Raw genomic sequence first — 25897 nt, 5'->3', positions numbered from 1 at the left:
CCCGTTCAACCGTGTCCGGAGCGTGACCGTCTGGCCGGTGACTCCGGGCCGCCCTGGGTCGTTCACCACGGCTGGTGTGCGATGGGCTCGTGCCCGCTCGCCGTGGTTCACCGCCGCCACCGGCCGGGCGTGGTCGCGGTCCGGTGTGGGATCGGGGCTTGCGTTCGAACACTCGTTCGATACCCTGGGGGTACTGGGTATGGGGAGGGCAGCTGGTGAGCGAACGATTCGAGGTACGAGAAACCGAGTACGGCTACGGTATCTGGGACGCGCGAGCGGGCGACTGGTGGATTCGGCGGCTGGACATGACCCAGCGCGACGCCGAGCAGATCGTCGCCGAGCTTCGGCGCGGTGAGGCGGAGCTTTAGCGGCACCGACGCGACCGCCGCCGATGAGGGCCGGTGGATGACGACGGTGGAGGTGCGGGCGTGACGCGGGAGGCGGCTGGGACGCTTCCCGCGCCGCCCGCATCGTCGCGTCCGGACACGGCGACGACCCGGTCGGCGTTGGCGGTGGCGGCGCTTCCCGCCCTCGGTGCGCTCCTGCTGTACCTGTTCCGGATCGGCACCCCGGCGCTGTGGCTGGACGAGGCCGCAACCGCCGGTGAGTCCGGCCGGTCGCTGTCCGGACTGCTCGGGTTCCTCGCCGGGCGGGACGCCGGGCTGGGCGCCTACTACCTCTTCATGCACGGCTGGACCTCGTTCGGCGACGGCGAGGCCTGGTTGCGGTTTCCGTCGGCGATCGCGATGGCGGCCACCGTCGGAGTGCTGGCCGATCTCGGACGGCGGTGGTGGGGGAGCGGCGCCGGGGTCGCCGCGGGCCTGTTGCCGGCCGTCTCCCCGATGGCGTCGCGGTACGCCCAGGAGGCACGGCCCTACGCGCTTGCCGTCCTGTTTGCGGTGGCCGCCGCATGGTGCCTCTGGCAGGCCGCCGAATCGTGTACCCGAGCGGGTGCGTGCCAGGGGCCGGTGTCGTCTGCCCTGCCGCGGTCCGCCCGGTCGGAGCGGTCGGCGCGGCGTTGGTGGATCGCGTACACGGTCGCTGTCGCCACCCTCGGCGTTGTCCATGTGGTCGCGCTGGTGGTGCTGGTCGCACACCCCCTGCTGCTGCGCGCGGCGTACGGGCGAACTCGCCAGGACCAGGAATCAGCCCGGCCAGAAGCCGGTCGGCAGCGGAGCGGGCCTCCGTGGCGGGCGTACCTGCTCGCCACCGGCGCCGGACTGGTGCTGCCCGCCCTGGTCGCGGTCGCGGCGTTCGGCGAGCGGGCGACCGTCTCCTGGATCCCGCCCACCAGCCGGTCCGTACTCGTGGACACCTTCGTGGCGTTGGCCGGCAGCGGCCCGTACCTCCTCCTGCTCGGCGCACTCGCGGCGATCGGCGCGCTGAGGGCGGCGCGCGGCACGTCCCGCACCGAACAGGGCCGGCTGCTGGCCGCGCCGGCGTGCTGGCTGGTCGGCCCGCCACTCGTACTGGCCGGGCTCGGCCTCCTCACGCCGGTGTTCCTTCCGCGCTACCTGCTGGTGTGCGCACCCGCCCTGGCGCTCCTGGCCTCGTCCGCGTTCGCCGTCCCCGGCGGGTCGCGCACGACGGCACCGACGTCGACAAAGGCGACGGCCGTGACGGGCGCGGGTGTCACCGTGGCCGTCGCCCTCGCCGTCGCGGTGGCGTGGTCCTCGCTCGCGCAGGTACGCGGCGTCACCGGCCACGGGCCCGACATCCGGTCCGCCGCCGGGGTGGTCGCGGCCGGCTGCCGTCCGGGAGACGGTGTGCAGCGGACGGTATCCACCGTGCAGACGCTGCCGTACTACCTGCGTCACGCGCGCTGCGTACCGCGCTGGCTGGACGGGGGCCTGCCCGACGGCCTACGCCGGGTGTGGGTGGTGCAGCCGGACTGGCAGCACGGCGACCCGCCCGGGGTCACCGGCCTGCGGCACCTGCGGACCGTGGACGTACCCGGCCTGCGGGTCAGCCTGTGGACCCGGACCGGCCCGCCGGGCTGACCCGCCCGTCCGGGCAGCGGTCAGGACGCCGGGGCGTCCGGAAGGGTGAGGATCTCGGCGCCCTGCTCGGTCACCAGCACGGTGTGCTCGAACTGCGCCGACCGCCGGTGGTCCTTGGTGACGACCGTCCACCCGTCGTCCCACATGTCCCACTCGTGCGTGCCGAGAGTGAGCATCGGCTCGATGGTGAAGGTCATCCCGGCCTCGATCACGGTGTCGAACCGCGGCTCGTCGTAGTGGGGGATGATCAGCCCGGAGTGGAACGCCGTGCCGATGCCGTGGCCGGTGAACTCCTCCACCACGCCGTAGCCGAACCTCCTGGCGTACGACGCGATCACCCGGCCGATGACGTTGACCTGGCGACCGGGGCGGACCGCCTTGATGCCGCGCATCATCGACTCGTGGGTGCGTTCGACCAGCAGTCGGCTGTCCTCGTCCACGTCGCCGACGAGGAACGTCGCGTTGGTGTCTCCGTGCACGCCGTCGAGGAACGCGGTGATGTCGACGTTGACCAGATCACCGTCCTGCAGCGGACGGGAGTCCGGGATGCCGTGGCAGATCACCTCGTTGACCGAGGTGCACAGCGACTTGGGGAAACCGCGGTATCCGAGCGTGGAGGGGTAGGCGCCGGCCGCGCACAGGAAGTCGTGGCCGATCTGGTCGAGTTCGTCGGTGGTGACGCCCGGCTTCGCGTGCCGGCCCACCTCCTGCAACGCCTGGGCGGCGAGCCGGCAGGCGACCCGCATCCGGGCGATGGTGTCGGCGTCCTTGACCTCCGAGCCGGTGAACGGACTCGGACCGCGCCGGTCGACGTACTCCGGGCGTTCGATGGTGCGGGGTACGGAACGACGCGGTGAGATGGTGGCCGGTGCGAGAGTGCCCATGATTCCCGGAGTCTACGACGCCTCGGGGTACGCACCGTCAGGAGTTGCCGGGGCCGCCCGGCTGGGGAAAGCTTCGGGTCATGAGCACCGAGCAGCCGGAATGGTTCTTTTGCCTGCGGCACCACACCGTCGAGCCCAAGGAGGGGTGCAAGGCCGCCGACCGGCTCGGCCCCTACTCCTCGCGGGCCGAGGCGGAGCGGGCGCTGGACAAGGTCGCCGAGCGCAACGAGTCCTGGGACCACGATCCCAACTGGTCCGACGACGACGAGGACAAGTGACCGCCACCGGACGCTGAGCGTGCGGATCCCGCGGATTCACTGGTTCCGGAGGTTCCGCGATTTCCGCCGGTTCGGCTGATTCCGGGCTGACCCGGACCGACTCGGGCTGACCGGGCCTTATCGGCGCGAGCCGTGTCCGCGCCGATGGGTGTGGTGGCGTGCCAGCAGTCACGCCTCCACACCCAGGCAGCGGATTCAGCCTCGACGCGTCGAGCGGGGCGAGCTCGCCGGCCGCACCATCGGCATCATGGTGTCGGTGTCGACGGGCATGTCGATGGGCATGGCAGTGTCCATCGACGCCGCCCGGGTGCGTCCGCGAGTCGCCATCCCGCGGGTCCCGGTGGTGGTCCGCCGGGCCGTGGTGCGCTTCGCGGTGGTCCGCTTGGCCGTGGTCCGCTTGGCGGCGGCCTTCTTCGCCGGTGCGCGCTTGGCGGTCGACTTCTTCGTGGGAGCCCGCTTCGCCGTCGACTTCTTCGCCGGTGCGCGCTTGGCGGCGGCCTTCTTCGTGGTGCGCTTCGCCGCGGTCTTCTTGGCGGTGGTGCGCTTGGCCGTCGCGCGCTTGGCGGTGGCGCGTTTGGCAGTGGTCATCTTGGCGGTGGCCTTCTTGGCGGTGGTCTTGCGCGCTGCCGTCTTCTTGGCCGTGGTCTTGCGGGCCGCGGTCTTCTTCGCCGTCGTCCGCTTGGCCGTGGCGCGCTTGGCGGTGGACTTCTTCGCCGCGGTCCGCTTCGCTGCGGCCCGCTTGGCCGGTGCGCGCTTCGCCGTCGTCCGCTTGGCGGTGGTCCGCTTCGCGGTCGTGCGCTTGGCCGGCGACTTCCTCGCCGTGGTCTTGCGGGCCGCGGTGGTCCGCGTGGCGGTGGTCCGCTTCGCGGTCGTGCGCTTGACCGCCGGCGAGGTCGACTTCCCCGTGACCCGCTTGGTGACCTTGCGCGCGACCGTCGAGGCGGTCCGCTTGGCAGCCGTGGTCCGCTTCGCGATGGACCGGGCCGCTGTCTTTCTCGCTGATGTCGCTGTGGTGGGCACCGCACTGCCTCCCTCTGAGGGGACATCCGGTGTTGACCGGACCGTTGCTATGGCAAGGACGTGACCCCGCCATCTGGAGGGGATCTGCAACATTCGGCGGCTTCCCAAACCACGAGAGACACAGCAATCTCTTGACGAGCGGCCCCGTACTCGTGCTTTCTTGAGGATTAACGGTTTCTGCCCGACAGAGCTTTGCTGTATTTCTCCTGGCGCCCAGGATTCTTCTTCCTGCTACGCCGGTCATCCGATGGTGTGCCGGCGTGCGGTGAAGTGCGTTCAGGAACTCGGTCCGGAGATCAGTTCGAGGAGTCTGGCCAGGCGAGAGCGCATTCCCCTGCCGTCCGTACTACCCGCGCCGGCGCTGCGGGAGCCGGCCGAACCACGCGTGCCGGCTGCGGATTCGGCGGCGGCGATGCTGAGCAGATGCTGCGCACTGTCGAAGGAGACCGGCGATCCGATCGGGGATTTCCACGCGGATTCGGAATTGGCGTCACCGCCCTCGTCGGGCAGCGAAAAGCCGAACGTCCCTTCGTCCACAGGCCCTGTGTCGGTAATAGTCGAGTCCACGGAAAGGATTTCGTGGGCGAGGCCCGCGAGTTCGGTCCGGCCGGTGTCGAGGGCGAAGACGGTGGCCCCCGCGCGGCGTACGTCCTGGACGCGTTCGAGCAGGGACTCGGGTGCGGCCTCGGCCACCACCAGCAGCGACTCACCGCGTCGCGCGGCGGCCAGCCGGTCCAGTCCGACCGACAGGTGCCGCGGCGCGTTCGGCGGGGGACTCCAGCGCACAAGGGTGGGCGAGAGTTCGGGAACCTGGGCGTACCTCGCCTCGTCGTCCAGGTGCGCGGTGAGATGCCACGGCTCGGCGGCGGGCGGGCCGACGAGGAGCAGGCCGCCGGGGCTCTTCGTCGACGTGCGCAACGCGGCGCCGAACGCCCGGGTGCGGTCCCACCACCGGGTGTCGGCCAGAAGGTCGCGAAGCACTCTCGCCTGCTGAAGGTCCATTGGCTCAAGCGTGCCAGACTGGCGAAGGGGTATCACGCGGTCAGTGAACGCCATGGCGCACTGTGACCGCGGCAGACGACCGTGAACGGCGGAAGGGGAGCGCAGTGAAATACGGCTACAAGGCGTCGGCGGAGCAGTTCGGCACCCGGGAACTACTCGACTACGCGCTGCTGGCCGAGCGACTCGGCCTGGACATCGTGGCGGTCTCCGACCACTTCCAGCCCTGGCGTCATCACGGAGGGCACGCACCGCTGGTGTTCAGCTGGCTCGGCGCCCTCGCCCATGCCTCCGAACGCATCGAGATGGGGACCAGCGTGCTCACCCCGATCCTGCGCTACCACCCCTCCGTGGTCGCCCAGGGATTCGGGACGATCGACCAGTTCGCGCCCGGCCGGGTCTTCCTCGGCGTGGGCACCGGCGAGGCGATGAACGAGGTACCCGCCACCGGCACGCCGTGGCCGGGTGGCAAGGAGCGGCGGGCCCGGCTGGCGGAGGCGGTGACGCTGATCCGGAAGCTGTGGACCGAGGACCGCGTGACGTTCGAGGGTGAGTACTACAGGACCCACAAGGCGACGGTGTACGAACGCCCCGACGTGCCGCTGCCCATCTACGTCGCCGCGGGCGGCCCGCTGGCCGGCAAGCTCGCCGGCCGCGTCGGTGACGGTGTGATCGCCACCAGCGGCAAGCCACCGGAGCTGTACGAGAACGTCCTCGGTCAGGTGGCCGAGTCGGCCAAGGCCGCCGGGCGCGACCCGGGCAAGTTCCCGCACCAGATCGAGATCAAGGTGTCGTACGACACCGACCTGCAGGCCGCGAAGGAGGCCTGCACCTGGTGGGCGGCGCTGGGGCTGAGCTCGGAGCAGAAGCAGGGCGTGGACGACCCGCTGGAGCTGGAACGCCTCGCCGACGAGGACCCACTGATTGCGACGAAGCGGTTCATCGTCACCGACGACGCCGACGAGGTGGTCGAGCGGGTCGCGCCGTACGTCGACCTCGGCTTCACCGAGCTCGTCTTCCACGGGCCCGGCAACGACCAGCGGCGGTTCCTCGAGCTGTTCACCCGGGACGTGCTGCCGAAGCTGCGGGACCGCTGGTCCTGACCGCACCCCCGGGGGGCGGAAGCGCTCGTACGGACCGGGCGGGACGACCTCGCGACCGTGGTCCGCGTACCCACCCGGGCCCGGCGGGGGCGTCCCGCCCCGTCCTTTCACCGACCGTCGCGCCCGCCCCGTGGGACTCCGTTCGGCGCGAGGAGATCGCCGTGTCGTTCGTCGCCGCGTACGACCCGACACCGAGCCGACGGCCCAGAGCCGATTTCCGGATCCTGACCGTCACGCCCCCGGTGGCGCCGCCGGGCGTGGCAGCTGCCCTCACCCGGGCCCGGCTGGACTGGATCTGGGCACGCGCGGAGCGGGCCTGGTACTTCGCGAACGCCGCCAACCGGGCCTCCCTCGCGTTGCACGCGGCGTTCGGCTTCGTCGAGGTCGGCCGCGGGCCGGAGTTCCAGGCTGTTCGCTTCGAGGGCGGAACCGGTGTCCTGCCGTGTGCCGTCCGTCCCCTTCCAGGCTCGTGAGACGGCGCTGCAACGGCGGCTGGTCGACGGCCGGCTCGGCCGGTGGAAATCTCGCTTGACCCTGACACAGTGACAACGTCTTCACTGTGGCGGGGAGGTGGTCCCGATGACCATGCCGCAGGAGACCGCGCAGGAGTCCAACCAGCAGGAGCAACCACTCCAACGGCAGCCGGAACAGGACACGTACGCGATGCGGGCCTTCCGGGCGCTGGCCCACCCCGGCCCGTCGGTGCGGGTGCAGGCGGCGCTGGCCGTGGGCACGAACCCGGACCCTTGCTTCGTCGACACGCTGGTCCAGCGGTGCGGGGTCGAGCCCGAGTTCCTCGTACGCGAGATGCTCACCTGGGCGCTCACCCGCCACGCGCCGTCGCTCACGGTGCCGAAGCTCGTGGCCGAACTCCGTTCCGAGGGCCCGCAGGCACGAAGCCAGGCACTGCACACGCTGTCCAAGATCGGGGACCGCCGGGCATGGCCCGCGATCACCCGGGGTCTGCTGACCGACGCCGACGACGAGGTGGCGCGCGCGGCCTGGAGGGCTGCGGTCGCGCTCGTCCCCGAGGGCGAGGAGGCCGACCTGGCCACGGTGCTGGCGACCCGGCTCGGGCGCGGGGACCGGGAGACGCAGCTGAGCCTCAGCCGGGCGTTGATCGCGCTCGGTGAGGGGATGATGCCGACCCTGCGGGCCGCCATGACGGCCTCGGACGCCAGGGTGCGGCAGCACGCGATCGCCACGGAGCGGCTGTGGTGCGACCCGGACGCCGGATTCGAGCTCGCGATCGAGGAGGCCAAGCGCGTCGCGGTCCTGGGCACGGCCGGCGAGGAAGGCTGAGGACCGAGAGTGCCGGCCAGGGGATGTGACGGCCAAGGGGGACGTGACGACCAAGGGGGACGTGAGGACCAAGGGGGACGTGACGGCCAAGGGGGATGTGACGGCCAGGGGGGATGTGACGGCCAGGGGGAGTGACGGCCCGGAGCAGCGGGCCAGGGGAGTCGACAGCCACGGGCAGTGGCGGCCAGGAGGGTGGCAGCGGTGTTGATCGGTGACGTGGCCCGGCGATCGGGGGTCAGCGCCCGCATGCTCCGGCACTACGAGTCGCGCGGCCTGGTGCGGCCGACGGGCCGGACCGATGCCGGCTACCGGGAGTACTCCTGGGAGGACATCCGGCGAATCCTCCATGTCGAGATCTTGCGCTCGCTGGGACTGTCGCTGCGCGAGGTCGGCCGGGCACTGGACGATCCCGGCTTCCGGCCGGGCGAGCTGGTCGACGACCTCGTCCGCCGTACGCGGGAACGCATCGCCGCCGAGATGGAGCTGCTCACGCGGCTCCGGCGGATCGGCGCCACGGACCCCGCCGACTGGGAGGACGTACTCCACATCGTCGCACTCCTGCAGGGGCTGGGATCCGACAGCGCCGGGAAGCGGCAGCGCGCGGCGCTGTCCTCGGCCGGAGAGGTTCCGGTGCCGGTGGAGGCCCTCGTCGAGGCCACGCTGAGCGAGTCCGACCCGATCGTCGCCGGGGCCCTTCGATGGGCGCTCGCCCGGTCCGGCGAGGGCGGGGCCGACCGGGGGCTGGCGCTGCTGGCCGAGGGCCTCCGTTCACCGGCAGCGGAGGTGCGAAAGCGGGCGGTCGACTCCATCACCGAGCTCCCGAACGCCGAGGCGACCGCACTGCTGAGAGACGCGCTCACCGACGCCGACCTCGTGGTCCGCCGGAGCGCGGCCCTGGCGCTCGGGGCTCGCGGAGTGGCCGACGCGGTCCCGACGCTCGTCGACATGATCGTCGAGGAGGTGAACGACGTCGGCGCGGCCGATGCGCTGAGCGCGCTGGCGAGTGATCCGGCGCGGGCCGAGCCGATCGTCGCCCGGCTCGCCGACCGCCTCGCCCGGAGTGGCGCCGGTTCGCCGGCCCGTCAGCGGCTGACGCAGGCGCTCGCGGAGATTCCGGGGGAGGCGGCCGCACGTGCCCTGGCGGAGCTGTCAGACGACGAGGACCGGGTCGTCGCGCTGACCGCGGCGTACATCCTCAGGCTGCGGAGCGAGCGATGAAGGCGCTCAGGCGAAGCCCGCCACGCCGGGCAGCCAGAGTTCGCCGTCGCAGGTGCCGCAGGGCCGGCGGACCAGCCCGCTCCCGGTCCGGTCGCCGTGCAGCTCGACCGCCGAGCGTTCGGCCATGACCACGCCCGTGCCCGCGCAGCGTGGGCACACCACGCGCACGGCCGCGCACTCCGGTACCTCCGTCACGGCTTCGACCTCCTCGGGGCTGGGCTGGACACGTTCGGAACGGGTTCGGCGGTGCTGGTCGCCGCCGACGCCGGCCCGGCCCGGGTGACGCCGACGCTGGCGAGGACCACCAGGGCGATCGCGAGGAACTGCCAGCCGGTGAGCCGCTGCCGCAGGACGACGAAGCCGACAAGTGCTGCCACCACCGGCTCCAGGCTCATCAGTACCCCGAACGTCCTCGGCGGGATCCGGCGCAGCGCGGCCAGCTCCAGGGAGTACGGCAGCGCCGAGGACAGGACGGCGACTCCGAGCCCGAGCAGGAGCGTACCCGGCCGCACGAGATCGGGACCGGAGGTGATCGCGGCCGCCGGCACGATCGCGGCGCTGGCGACGGCGAGGGCAACCGCCAGGGCGTTCGTACCGCCGAGGCGCCGGCCGGCCTGTGCGCCGAGCAGGATGTAGCCCGCCCAGCACACTCCCGCGCCGAGCGCGAACGCGACACCTGTCGGGTCCAGCGGCTCGAACCCGGTCTCGCCCAGCAGGAACACCCCGGCGCCGGCCAGCCCGACCCAGATCAGGTCCCGCATCCGCCGCGACGTCGCCACCGCCAGGCCGAGCGGGCCGAGGAACTCGATGGTCACCGCTGCCCCGAGCGGCAGCCGGGCCACCGCCGAGTAGAAGCAGGTGTTCATCAGCACCAGGACCACGCCGAACGCGACGCCGACGAGCAGGTCGCGCCGGGCGAAGTGCCGCAGCCGGGGCCGTACCAGCGCCCAGACGATGGCGGCAGCGAGGACCATCCGCAGCGTGACCGCACCGACCGGGCCGACCCGCCCGAGCAGGACCACCGCGAACGCCGCGCCCACCTGCAGCGACACCGCGCTGCCGAGCACCAGGCCCACCGAGCGGACCTCACCGCCCGATGCGGATGAGCCGCCGCGGGTGCCGGGACCGCGGACCTCGGTGACGTCCCGGGTCGACACGACCTACGTCCGCGGACCCTCGCCGGGCGGAGCGGTGCGTTCGGGCGCCTGCGGATGGTGGCCCGCGACGACCGCCTCCCGCCAGCCGTTGGTGATCGGCAGTCGCCGGTCGCGGCCGAACGCCTTGAACGTGATCTTCGGGCCCGGGGGGTACTGCCGGCGCTTGAACTCCGCAGCGTCCACCATCCGGATGATGCGCTCGACGAGGTCGGGGTCGAAGCCCGCGGCCACGATGTCGGCGGCGCCGGCGTCCTCCTCGACGTAGTCCTCCAGGATCTGGTCGAGCAGGTCGTACGGCGGCAGGGAGTCGGCGTCGCGCTGGCCCGGGCGCAGCTCGGCCGAGGGCTCCTTGGTGATGGAGTTCTCCGGGATCGGCGGGGTCTCACCGAGGTCGACGGCCGCCTGGTTGCGCCAGCGGGCGAGTGCCCAGACACGGGTTTTCGGCACGTCCTTCAGCGGCGCGAACGCGCCCACCGCGTCGCCGTACATCGTGGAGTAGCCCACCGCCAGCTCGCTCTTGTTGCCGGTGGCGATGGTCAGGTGGCCCTCCTCGTTGGCGATCCCCATCCAGATCATGCCGCGGATGCGGGCCTGGAGGTTCTCCTGCGCGATCCCGGTCAGCTCGATGTTGTCGGCGAACGCGGACACCATCGGCTCGATCGGGATGACGCGGTAGTTGAGGCCGGTGCGGGCGGCGAGGTCGGCGGCGTCGTCGCGAGAGTGCTCGCTGGAGAAGCGGCTGGGGTTGGAGACCCCGTAGACGTTCTCCGGGCCGAGGGCGTCGCAGGCGATCGTCGCCGCGAGTGCGGAGTCGATACCGCCGGACAGGCCGAGGACGACGCTCTCGTAGCCGTTCTTGTGGATGTAGTCGCGCAGGCCGGTGACGATGGCCGTGTAGATCTCGGCCTCCTCGTCCAGCCTCGGCGCCTCGCCGGACGGGCTCGCCTCGTAGCCGGGCAGCGGGGTGTCGCTCACCACCGTGCGCTCGATCCGGATCCCGGCGTACTCGTCGGCACCCCGGGTGGTGGTCGCGAGGTCCAGGTCGACGGTCAGCAGGCCCTCGGTGAACTGCGGCGCGCGGGTGAGGACCGTGCCCGTCTCGTCGACGACGAGGGAGTCCCCGTCGAAGACCAGCTCGTCCTGGCCGCCGACCATGTTGACGTAGGCGAGCGGGCACATGGCCTCGCGGGCCCGGCGGGTGACGAGGTTGAGGCGGTCGTCGTCCTTGGCCAGCTCGTACGGCGAGGCGTTGACGGTCAGCAGCAGCCCGGCACCGGCGGCCCGCGCCGCGCGGACCGGCCCGCCCTCCTGCCAGAGGTCCTCACAGATCGTCACCGCGATGTCGACGCCGTGCACGGTTACCACCTGCAGGCTGTCACCCGGGACGAAGTAGCGGAACTCGTCGAACACGCCGTAGTTGGGCAGATGGTGCTTGACGGCGCGGGCGACGATCCGGCCCCGGTGGATGACGGCGGCGGCGTTCTGCGGCGACCCCTTCGGCCGACCGATGCGTTCGAAGCCGTCCTCGGCCCGGTCGAGGTAACCGCACACGACCACGAGGTTGCCGAGCCCGGCCGCGGCGAGCTTGCCGGCCAGCTCCTCCACGGCGTTCCGGCTGGCCTCCACGAACGACGACCGCAGGGCGAGGTCCTCGACGGGGTAGCCGGTCAGAGCGGTCTCGGGGAACGCGACCACGTGGGCACCGCGGTCGGCGGCGTGCTGTGCCCACCTCTGGATGGCCTCGGCGTTGCCCGCGATGTCCCCGACGGTGACGTTGAGCTGCGCGAGCGCGAGACGGATTTGTGCCACGTTCGCAGCGTAATGGGTGCGAGGTGATCTGACCGACCCAGCCGGTGCGGCCTCGCACGGTACCGCCCGGCGCCAGGCGGTAACGTGCTAACAGCGATCCGGTGGTGGCCGGCACCCCGCAATCCGAGCGGAGATGTGACCAGTGGACAAACAGCAAGAGTTCGTACTCCGCACGCTCGAGGAGCGAGACGTGCGGTTCGTCCGACTGTGGTTCACCGACGTGCTCGGCTTCCTCAAGTCGGTCGCGATCGCGCCGGCGGAGCTGGAGGGGGCGTTCGCGGAGGGGATCGGCTTCGACGGCTCGGCGATCGAGGGCTTTGCCCGGGTCTACGAGGCCGACATGGTGGCCCGGCCCGACCCGTCGACGTTCCAGATCCTGCCCTGGCGGGGCAACTCCCCGGCGACGGCACGGATGTTCTGCGACATCCAGATGCCCGACGGGTCGCCGTCGTACGCCGACCCGCGCTTCGTGCTCAAGCGCACGCTGAGCCGGGCCGCCGAGCTGGGCTTCACCTTCTACACCCACCCCGAGATCGAGTTCTTCGTCTTCAAGGACCCGCCGGAGAAGGGCCGGGTGCCGTCGCCGGTCGACCGCAGCGGCTACTTCGACCACACCGCCCACGGCATGAGCCAGGACTTCCGCCGCGAGGCGATCACCATGCTCGAGGCGATGGGCATCTCGGTGGAGTTCAGCCACCACGAGGGCGCTCCCGGGCAGCAGGAGATCGACCTGCGCTACGCCGACGCGCTGGCGACCGCCGACAACATCATGACCTTCCGGGTGGTGGTCAAGGAGGTCGCGCTCGGCCAGGGCATCTACGCGTCGTTCATGCCGAAGCCGTTCACGCAGTGGGCGGGGTCGGGCATGCACACGCACATGTCGTTGTTCGAGGGCGACCGCAACGCATTCTTCGAGTCGGGCGCGGAATACCACCTGTCCAAGGTCGCGCGGTCCTTCATCGCCGGACTGCTCCGCCACGCCGGCGAGATCACCGCGGTCACCAATCAGTGGGTCAACTCCTACAAGCGGCTGTGGGGCGGCGGTGAGGCGCCGGCCTACGTCTGCTGGGGCCACAACAACCGCTCGGCGCTGGTCCGGGTGCCGATGTACAAGCCGGACAAGGGACAGTCGACCCGGATCGAGTTCCGTTCGCTGGACTCCGCGGCCAACCCCTACCTCGCCTACGCCGTCCTGCTGTCGGCCGGGCTGAAGGGCGTCGAGGAGGGGTACGAGCTGCCGGCGGAGGCCGAGGACGACGTGTGGTCGCTCACCGAGGGCGAACGCCGGGCGATGGGCATCGACCCGCTGCCCCAGAGCCTGGACGAGGCCATCCGCACCATGGAGAACAGCGAGCTGGTTGCCGAGACGCTGGGCGAGCACGTCTTCGACTTCTTCCTGCGTAACAAGAAGGCCGAGTGGGAGGAGTACCGCCAGCAGGTGACGGCGTTCGAGCGCGACCGGCTCCTCCCGGTGATCTGAGGCACCTTGACGGAGCTGCGAACTCCTGACGAGGCCCGGCTTCCCGGCGAGGGCCAACTGGTGCGGTGGGGATTCGCCGAGCCGGAGGCGGCCCTCCGCCGCATCGGTGAGCTCCCGGCCGCTCTGATCCCTGCGCTGGACGCGACCGGAGCGGCCGCCGACCCGGACCAGGCGGTGGGGTTCCTGGCCGACCTGGTGGACGACGAACGCGAGGGGCCCGGACTGGTCGCCGCGCTCGTGGACGACGAGACGCTCCGGCGCCGGCTGATGCGGCTCCTGGGTGCGAGCACGGGGCTGGCCGAGCACCTGATCCGGCACCCCGAGCACTGGCGCGACCTCGCCGACCCGCACCTGTCCACCACCCGGCCCACGACCAGGGCGCTGCGCGCAAGCCTGCTCTCCGCGGTGGGCGCGGACCCCGCGGCGGAGGTGCCCGTCGCCGCCGACGGCGGCCCCGGAGCCGCTGACGCCCTGCGGGTGGCCTACCACCGCCTGCTGCTCCGGCTCGCCGTCCGCGACCTCGGCAACGAGATACGGGTGGACGACGCGGCCGCCGAGCTCGCCGACCTCGCCGCCGCCGCGCTGGAGGCCTCGCTCGCCCTGGCCCGGGCCAGGCTGCCGCGAAACGCCACACCGTGCCGGCTGGCGATCATCGGGATGGGCAAGACCGGAGCGCGGGAGCTCAACTACGTCAGCGACGTGGACGTTCTCTTCGTCGCCGAGCCGGCCGAACAGCCCGAGCAGGCCGAGCGGGCTGAGCGGACAGGGGAGGGCGACGCGACCCGGACGGCGACCCAGCTCGCCACGCAGGTGATCCGGATCTGCTCCGAACACAGCGGCGAGGGCACCCTGTGGCCGGTCGACGCCGGACTGCGGCCCGAGGGCAACGCGGGTCCGCTGGTCCGCTCGGTGGCGAGCTACGACGCCTACTACCAGCGCTGGGCGAAGACCTGGGAGTTCCAGGCGCTGCTCAAGGCCCGTACCGTGGCCGGGGACCACGAGCTCGGCGCCCGCTTCCTGGAGGTCATCGACCCACTCGTGTGGCGCGCTGCCGAACGCGACGGTTTCGTCGCCGACGTGCAGGCCATGCGGCGCAGGGTGGTCGACCACATTCCGGCCGCTCAGCTGGACAGGCAGCTCAAGCTGGGTCCGGGCGGGCTGCGCGACGTGGAGTTCGCGGTGCAGTTGCTGCAGCTGGTGCACGGCCGCTCCGACCCGTCGCTGCGCCGCCCGTCGACCCTGCGGGCGCTGGACGCGCTCACCGCGGGCGGCTACGTCGGCCGCGACGACGGCGCCGCGCTCGCGGAGGCGTACCGCTTCCTGCGTACGCTCGAGCACCGGATCCAGCTGTCCCGGCTGCGGCGTACGCACCTGCTCCCCGAGGACGAGCAGGACCTGCGTGCGCTCGGCCGCTCGCTGGGGATGTGGGCGGAGCCGGTCAACGAGCTCACCCAGGAGTGGAAGAAGCACGTCCGGGAAGTACGCCGGCTGCACGAGAAGCTCTTCTACCGCCCACTGCTCGCGGCGGTCGCGCGTATCCCGACCGCGGAGACGCGGCTGACTCCGGACGCCGCCCGGGCCCGGCTCACCGCGCTCGGCTACATCGACTCCGCGGCGGCGCTGCGGCACATCGAGGCGCTGGTGGCCGGGGTCTCCCGGCGGGCGTCCATCCAGCGCACGCTGCTGCCGGTGATGCTGGAGTGGTTTGCCGACGCCCCCGACCCCGACGGCGGACTGCTGGCCTTCCGTCAGGTGTCGGAGGAGCTCGGGTCCACGCCGTGGTACCTGCGGCTGTTGCGCGACGAGGGCGTCACCGCCGAACGCATGGCCAGGGTGCTGGCCTCCAGCAAGTTCGTCGTCGGCCTGCTGCGGCGCGCGCCGGAAGCGGTGGCGATGTTCGGCGACGACCGGGAGCTGCGCCCCCGCACCCGAGAGCAGGTGGAGACCGAGATGCTCGCCGCCGCCGGGAGGTACGACGACCCGGCGTCGGCCGCCGCCGCGGTCCGGGCGATCCGGCGCCGGGAGCTGTTGCGGGTCGCGGCCGCGGACGTCCTGGAGATGCTCGACGTGGACGCGGTCGGCGAGGCGCTCACCGACATCGCGGCGGCCACCCTCAGCGGAGGGCTGGTCGCGGCGGTGCGTTCGGTCGCCGCGCAGGGGCGGCCCACCATCCCCACCCGGCTGGCGGTCGTGGCGATGGGGAGGTTCGGCGGCCACGAGATGAGCTACGGCAGCGACGCCGACGTGATCTTCGTGCACGAGCCCTACGACGGCGCGGACGAGAAGGAGGCCGCCGACGCGGCCACCGCGGTGGTCAGCGAGCTCCGGCGGCTGCTCGCCGCGCCCGCACCCGACCCGCCCGTCGGGGTGGACGCCGACCTGCGCCCGGAGGGACGTCAGGGCCCGCTCATCCGCACGCTCGCGTCGTACACCTCCTACTACGCGCGCTGGTCGCACGTGTGGGAAGCGCAGGCTCTGCTGCGGGCCGAGTCGGTGTGCGGCGACCGCGGACTGCGCAGGAGGTTCATGGAGCTCGTGGACGGGCTCCGCTGGCCGGATGCCGGGCTCACCGGCGACGACGAGCGGGAGATCCGCCGGATCAAGGCCCGGGTGGACGCCGAGCGCCTGCCCCGCGGAGCGGACCCGACGACGCACACCAAGCTCGGCCGGGGCGGCCTGGCCGACGTGGAGTGGACCGTCCAGCTGTTGCAGCTGCGCCACGGTGCGGAGGTGCCGGGGCTGCGCACCACCCGCACCGTGCGGGCGCTGGAGGCGGCCGCCGACGCCGGACTGCTGGCTCGCGAGGACGCCGACGACCTGCTCGCCGCCTGGCGGCTCGCGACCCGCGCCCGCAACGCGATGATGCTGGTGCGCGACCGCCGCTCGGACTCCCTGCCCCGCGACCCGGCAGAGCTCGCCGCGGTGTCGCGGCTGCTCGGCTACGGGCCGCAGGAGTCCGGGCTGTTCCTCGAGGACTACCGCCGGATCACCCGGCATGCCCGCTCCGTGGTCGAGCGCGTCTTCTGGGAGTGAGCTCGGCGGTGGAGTGAGCTCGGTGCCCGACCGAGCCGTCACGACGCCGCCCGGCCGACACCTCGCCGCGCGCCCAGGTCCGCCAGGTCGGCGGCGCGTTTCCCGGCCTCCCACCCGGCTGGATTGGACGTCGACACGGCCGACTTCCGGATGCGGGGGAACAGCTCGGCGACCAGCTTCTGGACAGCGTGCTCGCGGGCGGTCAGCGCCGGCAGCAGCCGGGCGGAGGTGCCTGGGTGCCCGGCGTCGTACTCGGCCATGGACGCCTCGCTCGCCTCGGTGAGCCGCTGACCGATGCGGGTCGCGTAGGACACGAGGAACGACTGCCGCCAGGAACGGGTGCGGCTGTGCCCGCCCGCTCCGGCGGAGGGTGACGCCGCGAGCATGGCGCGGTCGGCCTGCAGGAGCAGCGACGTGACGAGCAGCTCCACCAGCGACAGGTCGGCCTCGGCGCCGACGATCGTGACGTGGCCCGTGTGGGTGTCGGACACCGCCTGGGCGCGGTTGGCCTTCGCGACCACGGACGCCAGCAACGCCTTGGCGTTGAGGTAGGGCGCTCGCAGCCAGACCCGCCGGACGCTCGCGTGCGCACCGGCGGCGCGGCACGCACCTGCCGAGGATTTCGCCGAGTTGGCGGCCAGCATGGCCTGGTCCAGGGAGAACTTCGTCATCAGCGCCTGCGCCTTGCTGCTCAGCGCCTCGGCCTCCTCGGGGAACTCGGTCGACTCGGCCTTGGCGAGCAGCGCCCGGATCCGGTGCAGCACCTTCTCACCTGCTTCGTCCCGCCGGAGCCGTTCACCCGCGCCGGCCGCGCCGACCCGCCCCGCCGCCCCGGATCGGCCGGGTGGAGGAAGGACCTGCGCGAGCCGCGGCGCGGCGTACAGGAACGTCAGCGCCGCAAGTGCCAGCCCGATCGTCTCCACCCGGTCGAGCCGTCGCCGGCTTGCCCACCGCGTCAGGTGCGCGCCGTCGGTCGCCCAGTGGGGCGAGGTCCCCAGCTCCTCCAGCTGGGATCGCCAGCGGGGGTCGAGCGTGGCCCTGGAGTAACGCGCGGCCTGGTGTGCCGTCACGTCGAGCACCAGCTGCCGGGCGGGCGCGGACAGGCGGCGGCTCGCGAACTCCGCCACGTCCAGCGGTTGCCAGCCCCGCTCCCAGAGCCTGCCGACGCCGCCGGTGAGGCAGTCGTCGACCACCCCGTCGACCAGTTGTGCCGGAAGGGCCGGATCGGCGAGGTCGTATGCGGCGCACTCGAGGAAGTCGGGCACTCCGTCCGCTGCCGCGCCCGCCGCATCGCACAGCCGTGTCTGCACCCATCCAGCTGGATCCTGGTGTCGCACGCCGACCATCTCCCCGTGAGTTCCGAACATCGATGTTGTTGGTGGACGGCGAGGATGCCAGGGCCCACCGACAACACCGAAATCCCTGTCTGCGTTGGCGTAGGGGGAGATCCACCGCCCTCGCAGGACACCGGGAGGACCGTGGAGAACGGGCAGGTACGTCAGTCCGTACGCGCGACCGAACGGCGGGCACGCACCCCGGCGGCGAGCCCCCGCAGCACCTCGACCGTGGGCTCCCAGCCCATGCAGGCGTCGGTGATGCTCTGGCCGTACCGCAGCTCCTCAGCCGCGCCCTCGACGAGGTTCTGCCGGCCCGGCTCCAGGAAGCTCTCCAGCATGACCCCGACGATTCCGCGCTGGCCGTCGGCGAGCTGGCCGGCGACGTCCGCGGCGACGACGGGCTGGCGCAGGTGGTCCTTACCGCTGTTGCCGTGGCTGGCGTCCACCACCACGTGCTCGCGCAGGTCCGCCTTGGCCAGCCGGCCGAGGGCGTCGGTGACGTTGGCGGCGTCGTAGTTGGGACCGGTCTGCCCCCCGCGCAGGATGACGTGGCAGTCGGGGTTGCCGCTGGTGGTGAGGATCGCGGCCACGCCGTCCTCGGTGACGCCGGTGAAGACGTGACTGACTGCGGCCGCCCCGATCGCGTCGATCGCACCCTGCACGTCGCCGCCGGTGGAGTTCTTGAAGCCCACCGGCATGGACAGGCCGCTGGCAAGGTGCCGGTGCACCTGGCTCTCCGAGGTACGCGCGCCGATCGCGCCCCAGCTCACGGTGTCGGCGATGTACTGCGGAATGATCGGGTCGAGGAACTCACATCCCGCCGGCAGACCGGTGGCCAGCACGTCCAGCAGCACCTTCCGCGCGGTGCGCAGGCCCTTGTTGACGTTGTAGCTGCCGTCCAGGTCCGGGTCGTTGATCAGGCCCTTCCAGCCGAGCGTCGTACGCGGCTTCTCGAAGTACACCCGCATCACCACGCACAGGTCCGCGGCCACCTCGGGCACGAACGCCGCCAGCATCCGTGCGTACTCCAGCCCCGCCTCGGGGTCGTGGATCGAGCAGGGGCCCACGACCACGAGCAGCCGGTCGTCCTCCCCGGCCAGGATGCGCGTCACGTCGTCGCGGCCGCGGACCACGACCTTCGCGGACTCCTCCGGAAGCGGGAGTTCGTCGCGGAGCAGTGCGGGGGAGAGCAGGGGACGCGACCGGGTGATCCGGACGTCGCTGAGGGCCTGCGGGGAGCTGGGCACGGCGTCGGAGGAGGGCGCGGAATCTGAGGCGGGGCTGGCAGACACGGGGACGGTCCTTTCGCTGGATCTTCGTCAGGAACCGGCCCGCGTCACCTCGGGCCGGCTCCCTTGTCGGGGCATGCAAAAAGGGCAGGTCCTGTGCGGACGCTGCCCTGCCGGCTCTGGGTGATGGATGTCAGCGGACGCGGTCGCCGCCGGGCCCACCCAGGGCCGGCTCGCTAAACCGATAGCACCACTGCATGCGGAGTACCTTAGCCGCCGCTCCCGAGGACCGGCAACGCGGTGTCAGGATCCGATGGCACGACGCGTCGCATCGGGGCAGTCCGGGCGAAGCCGGACATGCCCGGCAGCCGCGCCGGATGCCAACCGGCGCCGGGCCGGCCGGGCCGGCACCGGTCGGCTGGGCACCCTCAGGGCGTACCCGCTGAGGACCGTTCCCGGCGCGGGCGTTCGAGGTACGACGGGTCAGGCGGCGCGAAGCCGAACTTCGCGTACAGGCCGTGGGCGTTCGCGGTGTGCAGCATCCAACGGAAGTCCGCACCCGGCCCGCCGTCCACCATGACCTCCACCAGGCGAGTGCCGAGCCCCTTGCCGCGGAGGTCGGGGAGTACGTACACGTCGGCGAGGTAGGCGAGCGCCACACCGTCGGAGACCGCCCGCGCGAACCCCACCATCCGCCCACTCGCGGTCTCGTACACGCCGACCACCCGCCAGGCGGACGCGACCTGGCGGCGAACGTGGTCGCGGGTCCGCCACTTCCCCCAGTAGACCTGGGTGGACAGCACCTCCCACAGGGCGTCCAGATCCACCCGGCCGGGATCGTCGTCGAACTCGAACTCACCGTCCACGCTCTTCATGCCGTTCACCCTAGGCAAGCTCCCCAGCCGGCCGCCTCCGAATTCTTCCGCGGAAGAATCGCGTCCCGTCACAGGGCGTTCGCGGCGGGCGGGGCCTCAGCGGTAGCCGCGGGCCTGCAGCTCGTACAGCTCGGCGTAGTGACCGCGCGCCGCCACGAGTTCGACGTGGCTGCCGACCTCGGCGACCCGTCCGCCGTCGAGAACGACCACCAGGTCGGCGGCCGCCACTGTGGAGAACCGGTGGGTGACCAGCAGGGTCACCGCGCCCCGGCCGCCGGCAGCCCGCGCGGCCGCCGCGTAGCGTTCGAACAACGCGTGCTCGGTGGCGGCGTCCAGCGCCGCGGTGGGTTCGTCGAGGACCAGCAGCAACGGCTCGGTGCGCATCATGCCGCGGGCGATCGCGAGCCGCTGCCACTGCCCGCCGGACAGCTCCACCCCTTCCGGCCAGGACGAGCCCAGCTGGGTGGCCAGCCCGGAGGGCAGGGCGGTGAGGACGTCCTCGCCGGCGCCCTCGCGCAGCGCGCGGCGTACCTCCTGCTCGTCGTCCACGCGGGTCAGGTCACCCACGCCGACCGACTCCCGGGCGGTGAACTCGACCCGCGCGTAGTCCTGGAACGCACCGGACACCCGCGCCCGCCAGGCGGGCAGGTCGAGGTCGGCGAGGTCCGTCCCGTCCACCAGCACCCGGCCCGCGGTCGGGCGGTACAGCCCGGTCAGCAGCTTCACCAGGGTCGACTTCCCGGCACCGTTCTCACCGACGAGCGCCACGACCGAACCCGCCGGCAGGTGCAGACCGACGTTCCGAAGCGAGGGCTCGGCCGCCTCCGGATACGCGTACTCCAGACCCTCGACCGTGAGGCCGTGCCGGAGGCGCGCGGGTGGTGCCTGTGTGCCGTCGTGGGCCTCGCGGACCTCTCGCTCGTAGTCGCGCAGCCACAGGAACCGGCCGGTGGTGCGGGTCAGCTTGGAGATGTTGTTGATCGACCACCGCAGTACGTTGGCCGTGCTCTGCAGCCGGCCGACCAGCATGACCGCGAGCACCAGGGTGGGCACCGCCACCTGCCCTCGGATCGCGTCGTGCACCATCCAGGCGAGGACGGCGGCGGCGCTGCCGAAGAAGAACGCCGAGCAGGCGGCGTTGACCAGTTCGGTACGCCGGGCCAGGGCGACCATCGGCGCCCGCCAGCGCCCGACCGCCTCCGTCAGCCTGGCCCGCACCACGCCGCGCAGGCTGAACACGCGGACCTCCGCGCCCGGCCCGGCGGTCGTGCTCAGCTCCAGCAGATGGGTGGCGAGCCGCCCCGGCTCCGCGGACTCCTCCTCCGCCCGCGCCTGCCAGCGAACGACCCACCGGGTGACGACGACGCTGGGCACGCCGGCGAGCACGAGCAGCAGCAGCCGCACGTCGGCACCGGCGGCGAGCAGCACCGTGCCTCCGGCGAACACGAGGTTCCGGAACGTGTTGAGGAGGTTGTTGAGGGCACCTCCGAGCGCGCCCTGCTGGTCGCGCAGTGCCTGCAGCTGGTCGAGGTACCTGCTGGACTCCAGGTGGTCGATGGTCGGGATCGAGGCGGTGATCCGGGCGATCTCGGTGTCGAACGCGAACCCGACGCGTTCGAACTGCCGGACCCGCGCGTCGCAGCCGGCCATGTCCAGGGCGCCGCTGAGGCCGGTCGATGCGGCGACGGCAGCGACGGCGAGCGCGATCCTCCCGGTGTCGTGGTGGAGTACGCCGTCCACGAACCACGCGAGGTACAACGGCTGCAGAAGCGAGATGACGCTGCCCAGCGACTCGGCCAGGCAGAGCAGGCTCTGCCAGGGACTCACCCGCACCGACATGGCGACGACCAGCCACATGCCGCGCAGTGCCGTTCTCATCGGGGTTCCACCGCCGTCCCGGCCGTGCCGCCCGTCCGGCCCGCGTCGGTCCCGCCCGCGCCGGCCGCCGCGAACCGCGCCGCCTGCAAGGAGAACATCCGGGCGTACGCGCCGCCCGCGGCCATGAGTTCGGCGTGGCTGCCGTCCTCGATGACGCTGGTACCGGTCCGCGCCGGGTCGCCGGTCGGGCCGATCACCACGATCCGGTCCGCGTGCCGCACGCTGGACAGCCGGTGGCTCACGAGCAGCGTCGTCATTCCCCGGGTCATCTCCAGGAACCGGTCGAACAACGCCGCCTCGGCGCGTACGTCGAGAGCCGCGGTGGGCTCGTCCAGGACCAGCACCCCGGCCCCGCCGGCGACGGCGGCCAGCGCCCGGGCCAGCGCCACCCGTTGCCACTGGCCGCCGGACAGGTCCGTGCCCCCGGCGTACTCCGCGCTGAGGACGGTGTCCCAGCCGTGCTCGAGGCGGCTCAGCAGGGTGGTGCCGCCCGCGTCGTCGAGGGCCTTCGCCAGCACCACCTCGTCGTCGTGACGGGCGTGCGCGCCGAAGCCCACGTTGTCGCGCAACGGAAGGTGATAGCGAACGAAGTCCTGGAAGATGACCGCGACGCGGTTGCGGGTCGCCTCGTCGGCCGAGGGGTCGCCGCCGTCGATCCGGATGGTCCCGGCGTCGGGCGGATGGAGACCGCACAGCAGCTTGATCAACGTCGACTTTCCCGCGCCGTTGACGCCCACGACCGCGACCGACTGGCCGGCCGGAATGTGCAGGGACAGCCGCTCGACCGTCGGCTCGTCGCGGGAGGGGTAGTGGAACGTCACGTCGCGCAGGTCGATCTCGGCCCCTGCCGTCCGCGTCGCGGCGGAGGTCTCGGGCGTCCGGCCGGCGGGGGAGCGAGGAGACAGGTCAGGCAGGTCAGGAAGGTTGGGCAGAGCGGGCAGGTCGGGGAGCCCGAGCCGGGCGCGCAACGCGACCAGCATGGTCGTCGCGGAGGTGTTGCGGGCCAGCGCGGACTGGTTGTCGCCGAGTGGTCCGAACGCCTCCAGCGCGAGCAGCCCCTGCACCAGGGTGACCAGCGAAGCGAGGGAGACCGTACCCGCCGAGGCGTCCCGGGCCAGCAGGGCGAGCACTCCCGCGTTCACGACCAGCATGATCGCGCAGGTCACCAGGATCGGCCGCAGGTTGCGCTGACGGTTGCGCCACACGACGGTCATCGCGTCCCGCCATGCGGTCGAGTAGCGGTGCACCAGCCAGTCGGCCAGCCCGAACAGCCGGAGTTCCTTCGCCGCCGGTGCGCCCGTCATCAGGTCGCGGACGTAGCTCGCCTGGCGCCGCTGGTTGCCGGTCGCCTCGAGCAGGTCGTCGAAGATGGTTCCGATCCAGGCGACGAACACCTTGGCCAGCAGGGCGTACGACCCGGCCGCGAGCAGCGCGGCCCACCAGTTCCAGGTCGCCACCACGATCAGCGCGCCGGCACCGGTGAGGCGGTTGGCCAGCAGGTTCCAGGTCTCGTCCACACCCGTGACGAACGTCCAGTCCCGCATGGCGCGCTTCACCGCGTCCAGGCGGCCGGCGACCTCGGGGTCCTCCAGGTGCGCGATCCCGTACGGCACGGTGCCGACGTCGGCGACCATGCCGAAGACCAGCCGCAGGTAGCGCGCGGACACCACCTGGGTGACCGCGTTGTGCACGGCATGGATCAGCGGCGCGAGGATGTACGCTGCGGCGGCCGCCGCCAGCCACCACCACGCCCGGTCCGCGGCCGCCGAACCGGCGCCGGCGTTCACCGCGGCCGGCAGAGCGCCGACCAGTCGCCCGGTGGCGACGATGCCGAACGTCACGGTCGCCGCGCTGGCCACCACCAGGAGGAGGTTCAGCGCAGAATGCGCCGGTGCGGCGCGCCACAGCAACCGGGCGTGCAGGGCGTATCGCCTGGTGGTCTCGGTGTATCGGTGCACGTGTCCCTCCCCGTCCGGCGACTGCGTGCGCCGAAGAAAGGTCGCAGGTACGCCCGGCCGGGTCAAGCGTTAATTGGGGGGTCCCCGCGTCTGGCCGCTCCCGGACACGTGCGTCCTGCTCAGCTACGGAAGCCGGGCGGGTTGGCGGGAACCGCACCGCCGCAACCGTGCTCGTCGCGGGGGGCGAACGGCGTCACCTGGTAGCCGGGGTCGAGCAACTCGCCGAGGAAGCTCTCATCCACCGGGGTTCGGGTCACGGGCAGGGTCGGTCATCGTGGTCCTCCGGAGATCGTGTCGTCGGGAGTTTCGGTCGTTGTCAAGATCAGCTTGACGTGAGGTCAGCCGGCGGCGACGAGTACGACGGTGGCGCCCGCTCCGGCCAGGCCGGCCACCTGCCAGCGGGTCCGGCCGATGAGTCCGTGGCTCCAGCTCGTTCTACTGCGTGACGAAACGACCCGAACTCTTCACGGAGGCACGATCATGACGACGTTCATCCGCACCGTCGGCGGACGCGAACTCCCCGTCCCCGGCATCTACGCGATCGACGCCATGCACAGCAGCGTGGCGTTCCAGGTGAAGCACCTCGGCTTCTCGAAGGTACGCGGACGCTTCACCGACTTCGCGGGAACGATCACCGTCGACGAGGAGCCGCCGCACTCCTCGGTCGAGGTGACCATCCAGGCCGACAGCGTGGACACCGCCCAGGCACAGCGGGACGCACATCTGCGCAGCAACGACTTCTTCGCGGTCGAGGACCACCCCACGTTCACCTTCTCCAGCACAGGTGTCGGGGTCGCCGACGACGGGTCGCTCCAGGTCCACGGCGACCTCACCATCCGCGGCAAGACCTGTCCGGTCGTCCTCGACGCCGGGTTCGACGGCGCCTGCCCGGACCCGATGGGCGGCCCGTCCCGGGCCCGCATCGCCTTCACCGCGACGACCACGATCGATCGCTACGAGTTCGGCGTGACGTTCAACCAGTCGCTGGAGACCGGAGGGCTGCTGCTGAGCAAGCTGATCCGCGTCGAGCTCGACGTACAAGCGGTTCGCCAGTGAGCCCGCCACAGTGCTCCGCCGGAGTGCGGTCAGCGCTTCGGCCACTGCCAGGGCGGGTGGTCGAACCGTCCCTGGCCGTCGACCGTGGTCTCGCCGAGGTCCTTGACCAGTTCGATCCTGGTCGCGCTGTCGTGGGCGGTGAGTGCGTCGATCAGGGCACGTGAGTGGCTGACAACCACCACTTGCGTACGCTCCGCGCCGGCCGCGATCAGGTCCGCCAGCGGTCGGATCAGCTCCGGGTGCAGGCTGGTCTCCGGTTCGTTGAGTACGAGCAACGCTGGCAGCCGTGGGGAGAGCAGCGCGGCGGTCCACAGCAGGTAGCGCAGCGTCCCGTCGGACAGCTCTGCCGCCCCGAGCGACCGAAGCATCCCGGGCTGACTCAGCCGTACCTCGAACCGCGTGCCCTCGACCCCGATCTCCACCCGGCTGCCGGGAAACGCGGCGTCGACGGAGGCGGCGAGCGCTGCCTCGTCGCCGATCTCCAGGATCGTCTGCAGCGCGGCGGCGAGATCGGCGCCGTCCGGGGCGAGCACCGGCGTACGGGTGCCGATCCGTACCTGCCTGGCCGGTGCTCCCTGGTCGGTGCGGATCTGGTCGTAGAACCGCCATGAGCGCACGCGTTCGCGGAGCATCAGCAACTCCGGCGCGCGCTGCGGATCGGTGTACTCGCTGAGCATGCTGTCGAACGGCCCCACCGAGTCCGGGAAGGTCGACCACGAACGGCCGTCGCGGATCTTCAGCATGGTCCCGGCCCGCTCGGCCAGCAGGGCCGCGGGACGCAGGATCGGACCGGCCCACACCGCCTCCCGCTTCACTAGCGGGTCCAGCTGGAACGCCGACCGCGCAGGCTGCGGCAGCCCGAAGTCGATCGCGTACCCGAGGTCGTCGTCGGCGAAGCCCAGGCGCAGGGCGACCGGTCCGCGGCGGACCGTTCCCTGGACCGGATGGTCGCCCGCGCGCACCGACTTGCCGATCGTCTCCGGCCCGGCCCACAGCGTCGAGGGGAGCCCGCCCTCGCGGGCCAGCGCGGCCACCGCGCCGTTGCGCGCGGAGTCGGCCAGCAGCCGCAGGGCGCGGTAGAGGCTGGACTTGCCGGTGCCGTTCGCGCCGGTCACCACGGTCAGCTGGTCGAGTTCGACGACGAGGCTGCGCAGTGATCGGTAGTTCTCCACGGCCAGACAGCGAATCACCCCGCTACGCTACCCAGCCTCCTGACAGCGGCACAGCCCTGCGGGCGATCCGGCCGCGAGCGTGGCGGCGCAGAAGGTGCGACCAGGCGGC

General features: G+C 72.1%; 23 protein-coding genes. 10 read left to right on the top strand and 13 right to left on the bottom strand.

Annotated features, from left to right (window positions below):
- Positions 1-215: 215 nt before the first annotated feature.
- Both ABZV93_RS10430 and ABZV93_RS10425 read left to right on the top strand, forming a co-directional pair.
- Complete coding sequence (locus tag ABZV93_RS10430; protein ID WP_354933187.1) at positions 216-368, top strand: hypothetical protein; 153 nt, start codon at positions 216-218, stop codon at positions 366-368.
- 33 nt (positions 369-401) lie between these two features.
- Positions 402-2000: a glycosyltransferase family 39 protein gene (locus tag ABZV93_RS10425; RefSeq protein WP_354933185.1), complete on the top strand. Its 1599-nt coding sequence runs from the start codon at positions 402-404 to the stop codon at positions 1998-2000.
- A 20-nt stretch (positions 2001-2020) separates the two neighbouring features.
- Here the strand turns inward: ABZV93_RS10425 and map are convergent, their stop codons facing one another.
- Positions 2021-2884, bottom strand: coding sequence for a type I methionyl aminopeptidase (map, locus tag ABZV93_RS10420; protein ID WP_354933183.1), 864 nt, complete (start codon positions 2882-2884; stop codon positions 2021-2023).
- An 80-nt stretch (positions 2885-2964) separates the two neighbouring features.
- Between map and ABZV93_RS10415 the strand changes: the two genes are divergently transcribed.
- Positions 2965-3162 (top strand): hypothetical protein, encoded by a 198-nt coding sequence (locus ABZV93_RS10415; RefSeq protein ID WP_354933181.1) that lies wholly within the window; start codon positions 2965-2967, stop codon positions 3160-3162.
- Between the two features lie 195 nt (positions 3163-3357).
- Here ABZV93_RS10415 and ABZV93_RS10410 read toward each other — a convergent pair whose 3' ends face one another.
- Positions 3358-4275 (bottom strand): histone H1-like repetitive region-containing protein, encoded by a 918-nt coding sequence (locus ABZV93_RS10410; RefSeq protein WP_354933179.1) that lies wholly within the window; start codon positions 4273-4275, stop codon positions 3358-3360.
- 183 nt (positions 4276-4458) lie between these two features.
- Entirely contained in the window at positions 4459-5184 is a 726-nt protein-coding gene (locus ABZV93_RS10405; RefSeq protein WP_354933177.1) for a hypothetical protein, read from the bottom strand.
- A 104-nt stretch (positions 5185-5288) separates the two neighbouring features.
- On the opposite strand from ABZV93_RS10405, the gene ABZV93_RS10400 reads away from it, so the two are divergent.
- The 4 genes from ABZV93_RS10400 to ABZV93_RS10385 all read left to right on the top strand — a co-directional run bounded on the left by ABZV93_RS10400 (position 5289) and on the right by ABZV93_RS10385 (position 8804).
- Positions 5289-6284, top strand: coding sequence for a TIGR03557 family F420-dependent LLM class oxidoreductase (locus ABZV93_RS10400; RefSeq protein WP_354933175.1), 996 nt, complete (start codon positions 5289-5291; stop codon positions 6282-6284).
- A 161-nt stretch (positions 6285-6445) separates the two neighbouring features.
- Positions 6446-6757: a hypothetical protein gene (locus tag ABZV93_RS10395; RefSeq protein WP_354933173.1), complete on the top strand. Its 312-nt coding sequence runs from the start codon at positions 6446-6448 to the stop codon at positions 6755-6757.
- Between the two features lie 106 nt (positions 6758-6863).
- Positions 6864-7586, top strand: coding sequence for a HEAT repeat domain-containing protein (locus tag ABZV93_RS10390; RefSeq protein WP_354933171.1), 723 nt, complete (start codon positions 6864-6866; stop codon positions 7584-7586).
- A gap of 201 nt (positions 7587-7787) precedes the next feature.
- A complete protein-coding gene (locus tag ABZV93_RS10385) occupies positions 7788-8804 on the top strand; it encodes a HEAT repeat domain-containing protein (protein WP_354933169.1) in 1017 nt (338 codons plus the stop codon).
- A 6-nt stretch (positions 8805-8810) separates the two neighbouring features.
- Here the strand turns inward: ABZV93_RS10385 and ABZV93_RS10380 are convergent, their stop codons facing one another.
- From ABZV93_RS10380 to ABZV93_RS10370, 3 genes are read right to left on the bottom strand one after another with little or no spacing between them, the layout of a single operon-like run.
- Entirely contained in the window at positions 8811-8999 is a 189-nt protein-coding gene (locus ABZV93_RS10380) for a hypothetical protein (RefSeq protein ID WP_354933167.1), read from the bottom strand.
- On the bottom strand, positions 8996-9961 hold the full coding sequence (locus ABZV93_RS10375) for an EamA family transporter (RefSeq protein ID WP_354933165.1): 966 nt from the start codon (positions 9959-9961) through the stop codon (positions 8996-8998). Before ABZV93_RS10375 ends, ABZV93_RS10380 begins: the two co-directional genes overlap by 4 nt.
- A 3-nt stretch (positions 9962-9964) precedes the next feature.
- Positions 9965-11770 (bottom strand): NAD+ synthase, encoded by a 1806-nt coding sequence (locus ABZV93_RS10370; protein WP_354933163.1) that lies wholly within the window; start codon positions 11768-11770, stop codon positions 9965-9967.
- 142 nt (positions 11771-11912) lie between these two features.
- Here ABZV93_RS10370 and ABZV93_RS10365 point away from each other — a divergent pair, with 142 nt between their 5' ends.
- Both ABZV93_RS10365 and ABZV93_RS10360 read left to right on the top strand, forming a co-directional pair.
- Positions 11913-13250, top strand: coding sequence for a glutamine synthetase family protein (locus ABZV93_RS10365; protein WP_354933161.1), 1338 nt, complete (start codon positions 11913-11915; stop codon positions 13248-13250).
- A 6-nt stretch (positions 13251-13256) separates the two neighbouring features.
- Positions 13257-16283, top strand: coding sequence for a bifunctional [glutamine synthetase] adenylyltransferase/[glutamine synthetase]-adenylyl-L-tyrosine phosphorylase (locus ABZV93_RS10360; RefSeq protein ID WP_354933159.1), 3027 nt, complete (start codon positions 13257-13259; stop codon positions 16281-16283).
- Positions 16284-16321: 38 nt separating this feature from the next.
- Here the strand turns inward: ABZV93_RS10360 and ABZV93_RS10355 are convergent, their stop codons facing one another.
- From ABZV93_RS10355 to ABZV93_RS10330, 6 genes are all read right to left on the bottom strand, one after another.
- The gene (locus tag ABZV93_RS10355) at positions 16322-17593 is read right to left on the bottom strand and encodes a DUF2786 domain-containing protein (RefSeq protein WP_354933157.1); all 1272 of its coding nucleotides are present in this window, start codon (positions 17591-17593) and stop codon (positions 16322-16324) included.
- A 188-nt stretch (positions 17594-17781) separates the two neighbouring features.
- On the bottom strand, positions 17782-18912 hold the full coding sequence (locus ABZV93_RS10350; RefSeq protein WP_354933155.1) for a 3-deoxy-7-phosphoheptulonate synthase: 1131 nt from the start codon (positions 18910-18912) through the stop codon (positions 17782-17784).
- A gap of 365 nt (positions 18913-19277) precedes the next feature.
- The gene (locus tag ABZV93_RS10345; RefSeq protein ID WP_354933153.1) at positions 19278-19724 is read right to left on the bottom strand and encodes a GNAT family N-acetyltransferase; all 447 of its coding nucleotides are present in this window, start codon (positions 19722-19724) and stop codon (positions 19278-19280) included.
- Between the two features lie 96 nt (positions 19725-19820).
- On the bottom strand, positions 19821-21602 hold the full coding sequence (locus ABZV93_RS10340) for an ABC transporter ATP-binding protein (RefSeq protein ID WP_354933151.1): 1782 nt from the start codon (positions 21600-21602) through the stop codon (positions 19821-19823).
- The gene (locus ABZV93_RS10335) at positions 21599-23560 is read right to left on the bottom strand and encodes an ABC transporter ATP-binding protein (RefSeq protein WP_354933149.1); all 1962 of its coding nucleotides are present in this window, start codon (positions 23558-23560) and stop codon (positions 21599-21601) included. The genes ABZV93_RS10340 and ABZV93_RS10335 overlap by 4 nt, the downstream gene beginning before the upstream one ends.
- A gap of 119 nt (positions 23561-23679) precedes the next feature.
- A complete protein-coding gene (locus ABZV93_RS10330) occupies positions 23680-23817 on the bottom strand; it encodes a hypothetical protein (protein WP_354933147.1) in 138 nt (45 codons plus the stop codon).
- A 223-nt stretch (positions 23818-24040) separates the two neighbouring features.
- Between ABZV93_RS10330 and ABZV93_RS10325 the strand changes: the two genes are divergently transcribed.
- Positions 24041-24616, top strand: coding sequence for a YceI family protein (locus ABZV93_RS10325; protein ID WP_354933145.1), 576 nt, complete (start codon positions 24041-24043; stop codon positions 24614-24616).
- Positions 24617-24645: 29 nt separating this feature from the next.
- On the opposite strand, the gene ABZV93_RS10320 is transcribed toward ABZV93_RS10325, so the two are convergent.
- Positions 24646-25806, bottom strand: a complete 1161-nt coding sequence (locus ABZV93_RS10320; protein WP_354933144.1) for an AAA family ATPase — start codon at positions 25804-25806, stop codon at positions 24646-24648.
- Positions 25807-25897: the final 91 nt, after the last annotated feature.

The organism is Actinopolymorpha sp. NPDC004070, assembly GCF_040610475.1.
In the GTDB taxonomy this organism is placed as follows: domain Bacteria; phylum Actinomycetota; class Actinomycetes; order Propionibacteriales; family Actinopolymorphaceae; genus Actinopolymorpha.
Note: the sequence above shows the minus strand (reverse complement) of the source record. Positions and strands in the feature narration are given on the sequence as shown.

What these genes read in the sequence shown, in the direction of transcription:
- map (WP_354933183.1), bottom strand. Translation starts at nt 2,884, where the DNA reads ATGGGCACTCTCGCACCGGCCACCATCTCACCGCGTCGTTCCGTACCC.
- ABZV93_RS10415 (WP_354933181.1), top strand. Translation starts at nt 2,965, where the DNA reads ATGAGCACCGAGCAGCCGGAATGGTTCTTTTGCCTGCGGCACCACACC.
- ABZV93_RS10410 (WP_354933179.1), bottom strand. Translation starts at nt 4,275, where the DNA reads ATGTTGCAGATCCCCTCCAGATGGCGGGGTCACGTCCTTGCCATAGCA.
- ABZV93_RS10405 (WP_354933177.1), bottom strand. Translation starts at nt 5,184, where the DNA reads ATGGACCTTCAGCAGGCGAGAGTGCTTCGCGACCTTCTGGCCGACACC.
- ABZV93_RS10390 (WP_354933171.1), top strand. Translation starts at nt 6,864, where the DNA reads ATGACCATGCCGCAGGAGACCGCGCAGGAGTCCAACCAGCAGGAGCAA.
- ABZV93_RS10345 (WP_354933153.1), bottom strand. Translation starts at nt 19,724, where the DNA reads ATGAAGAGCGTGGACGGTGAGTTCGAGTTCGACGACGATCCCGGCCGG.
- ABZV93_RS10340 (WP_354933151.1), bottom strand. Translation starts at nt 21,602, where the DNA reads ATGAGAACGGCACTGCGCGGCATGTGGCTGGTCGTCGCCATGTCGGTG.
- ABZV93_RS10325 (WP_354933145.1), top strand. Translation starts at nt 24,041, where the DNA reads ATGACGACGTTCATCCGCACCGTCGGCGGACGCGAACTCCCCGTCCCC.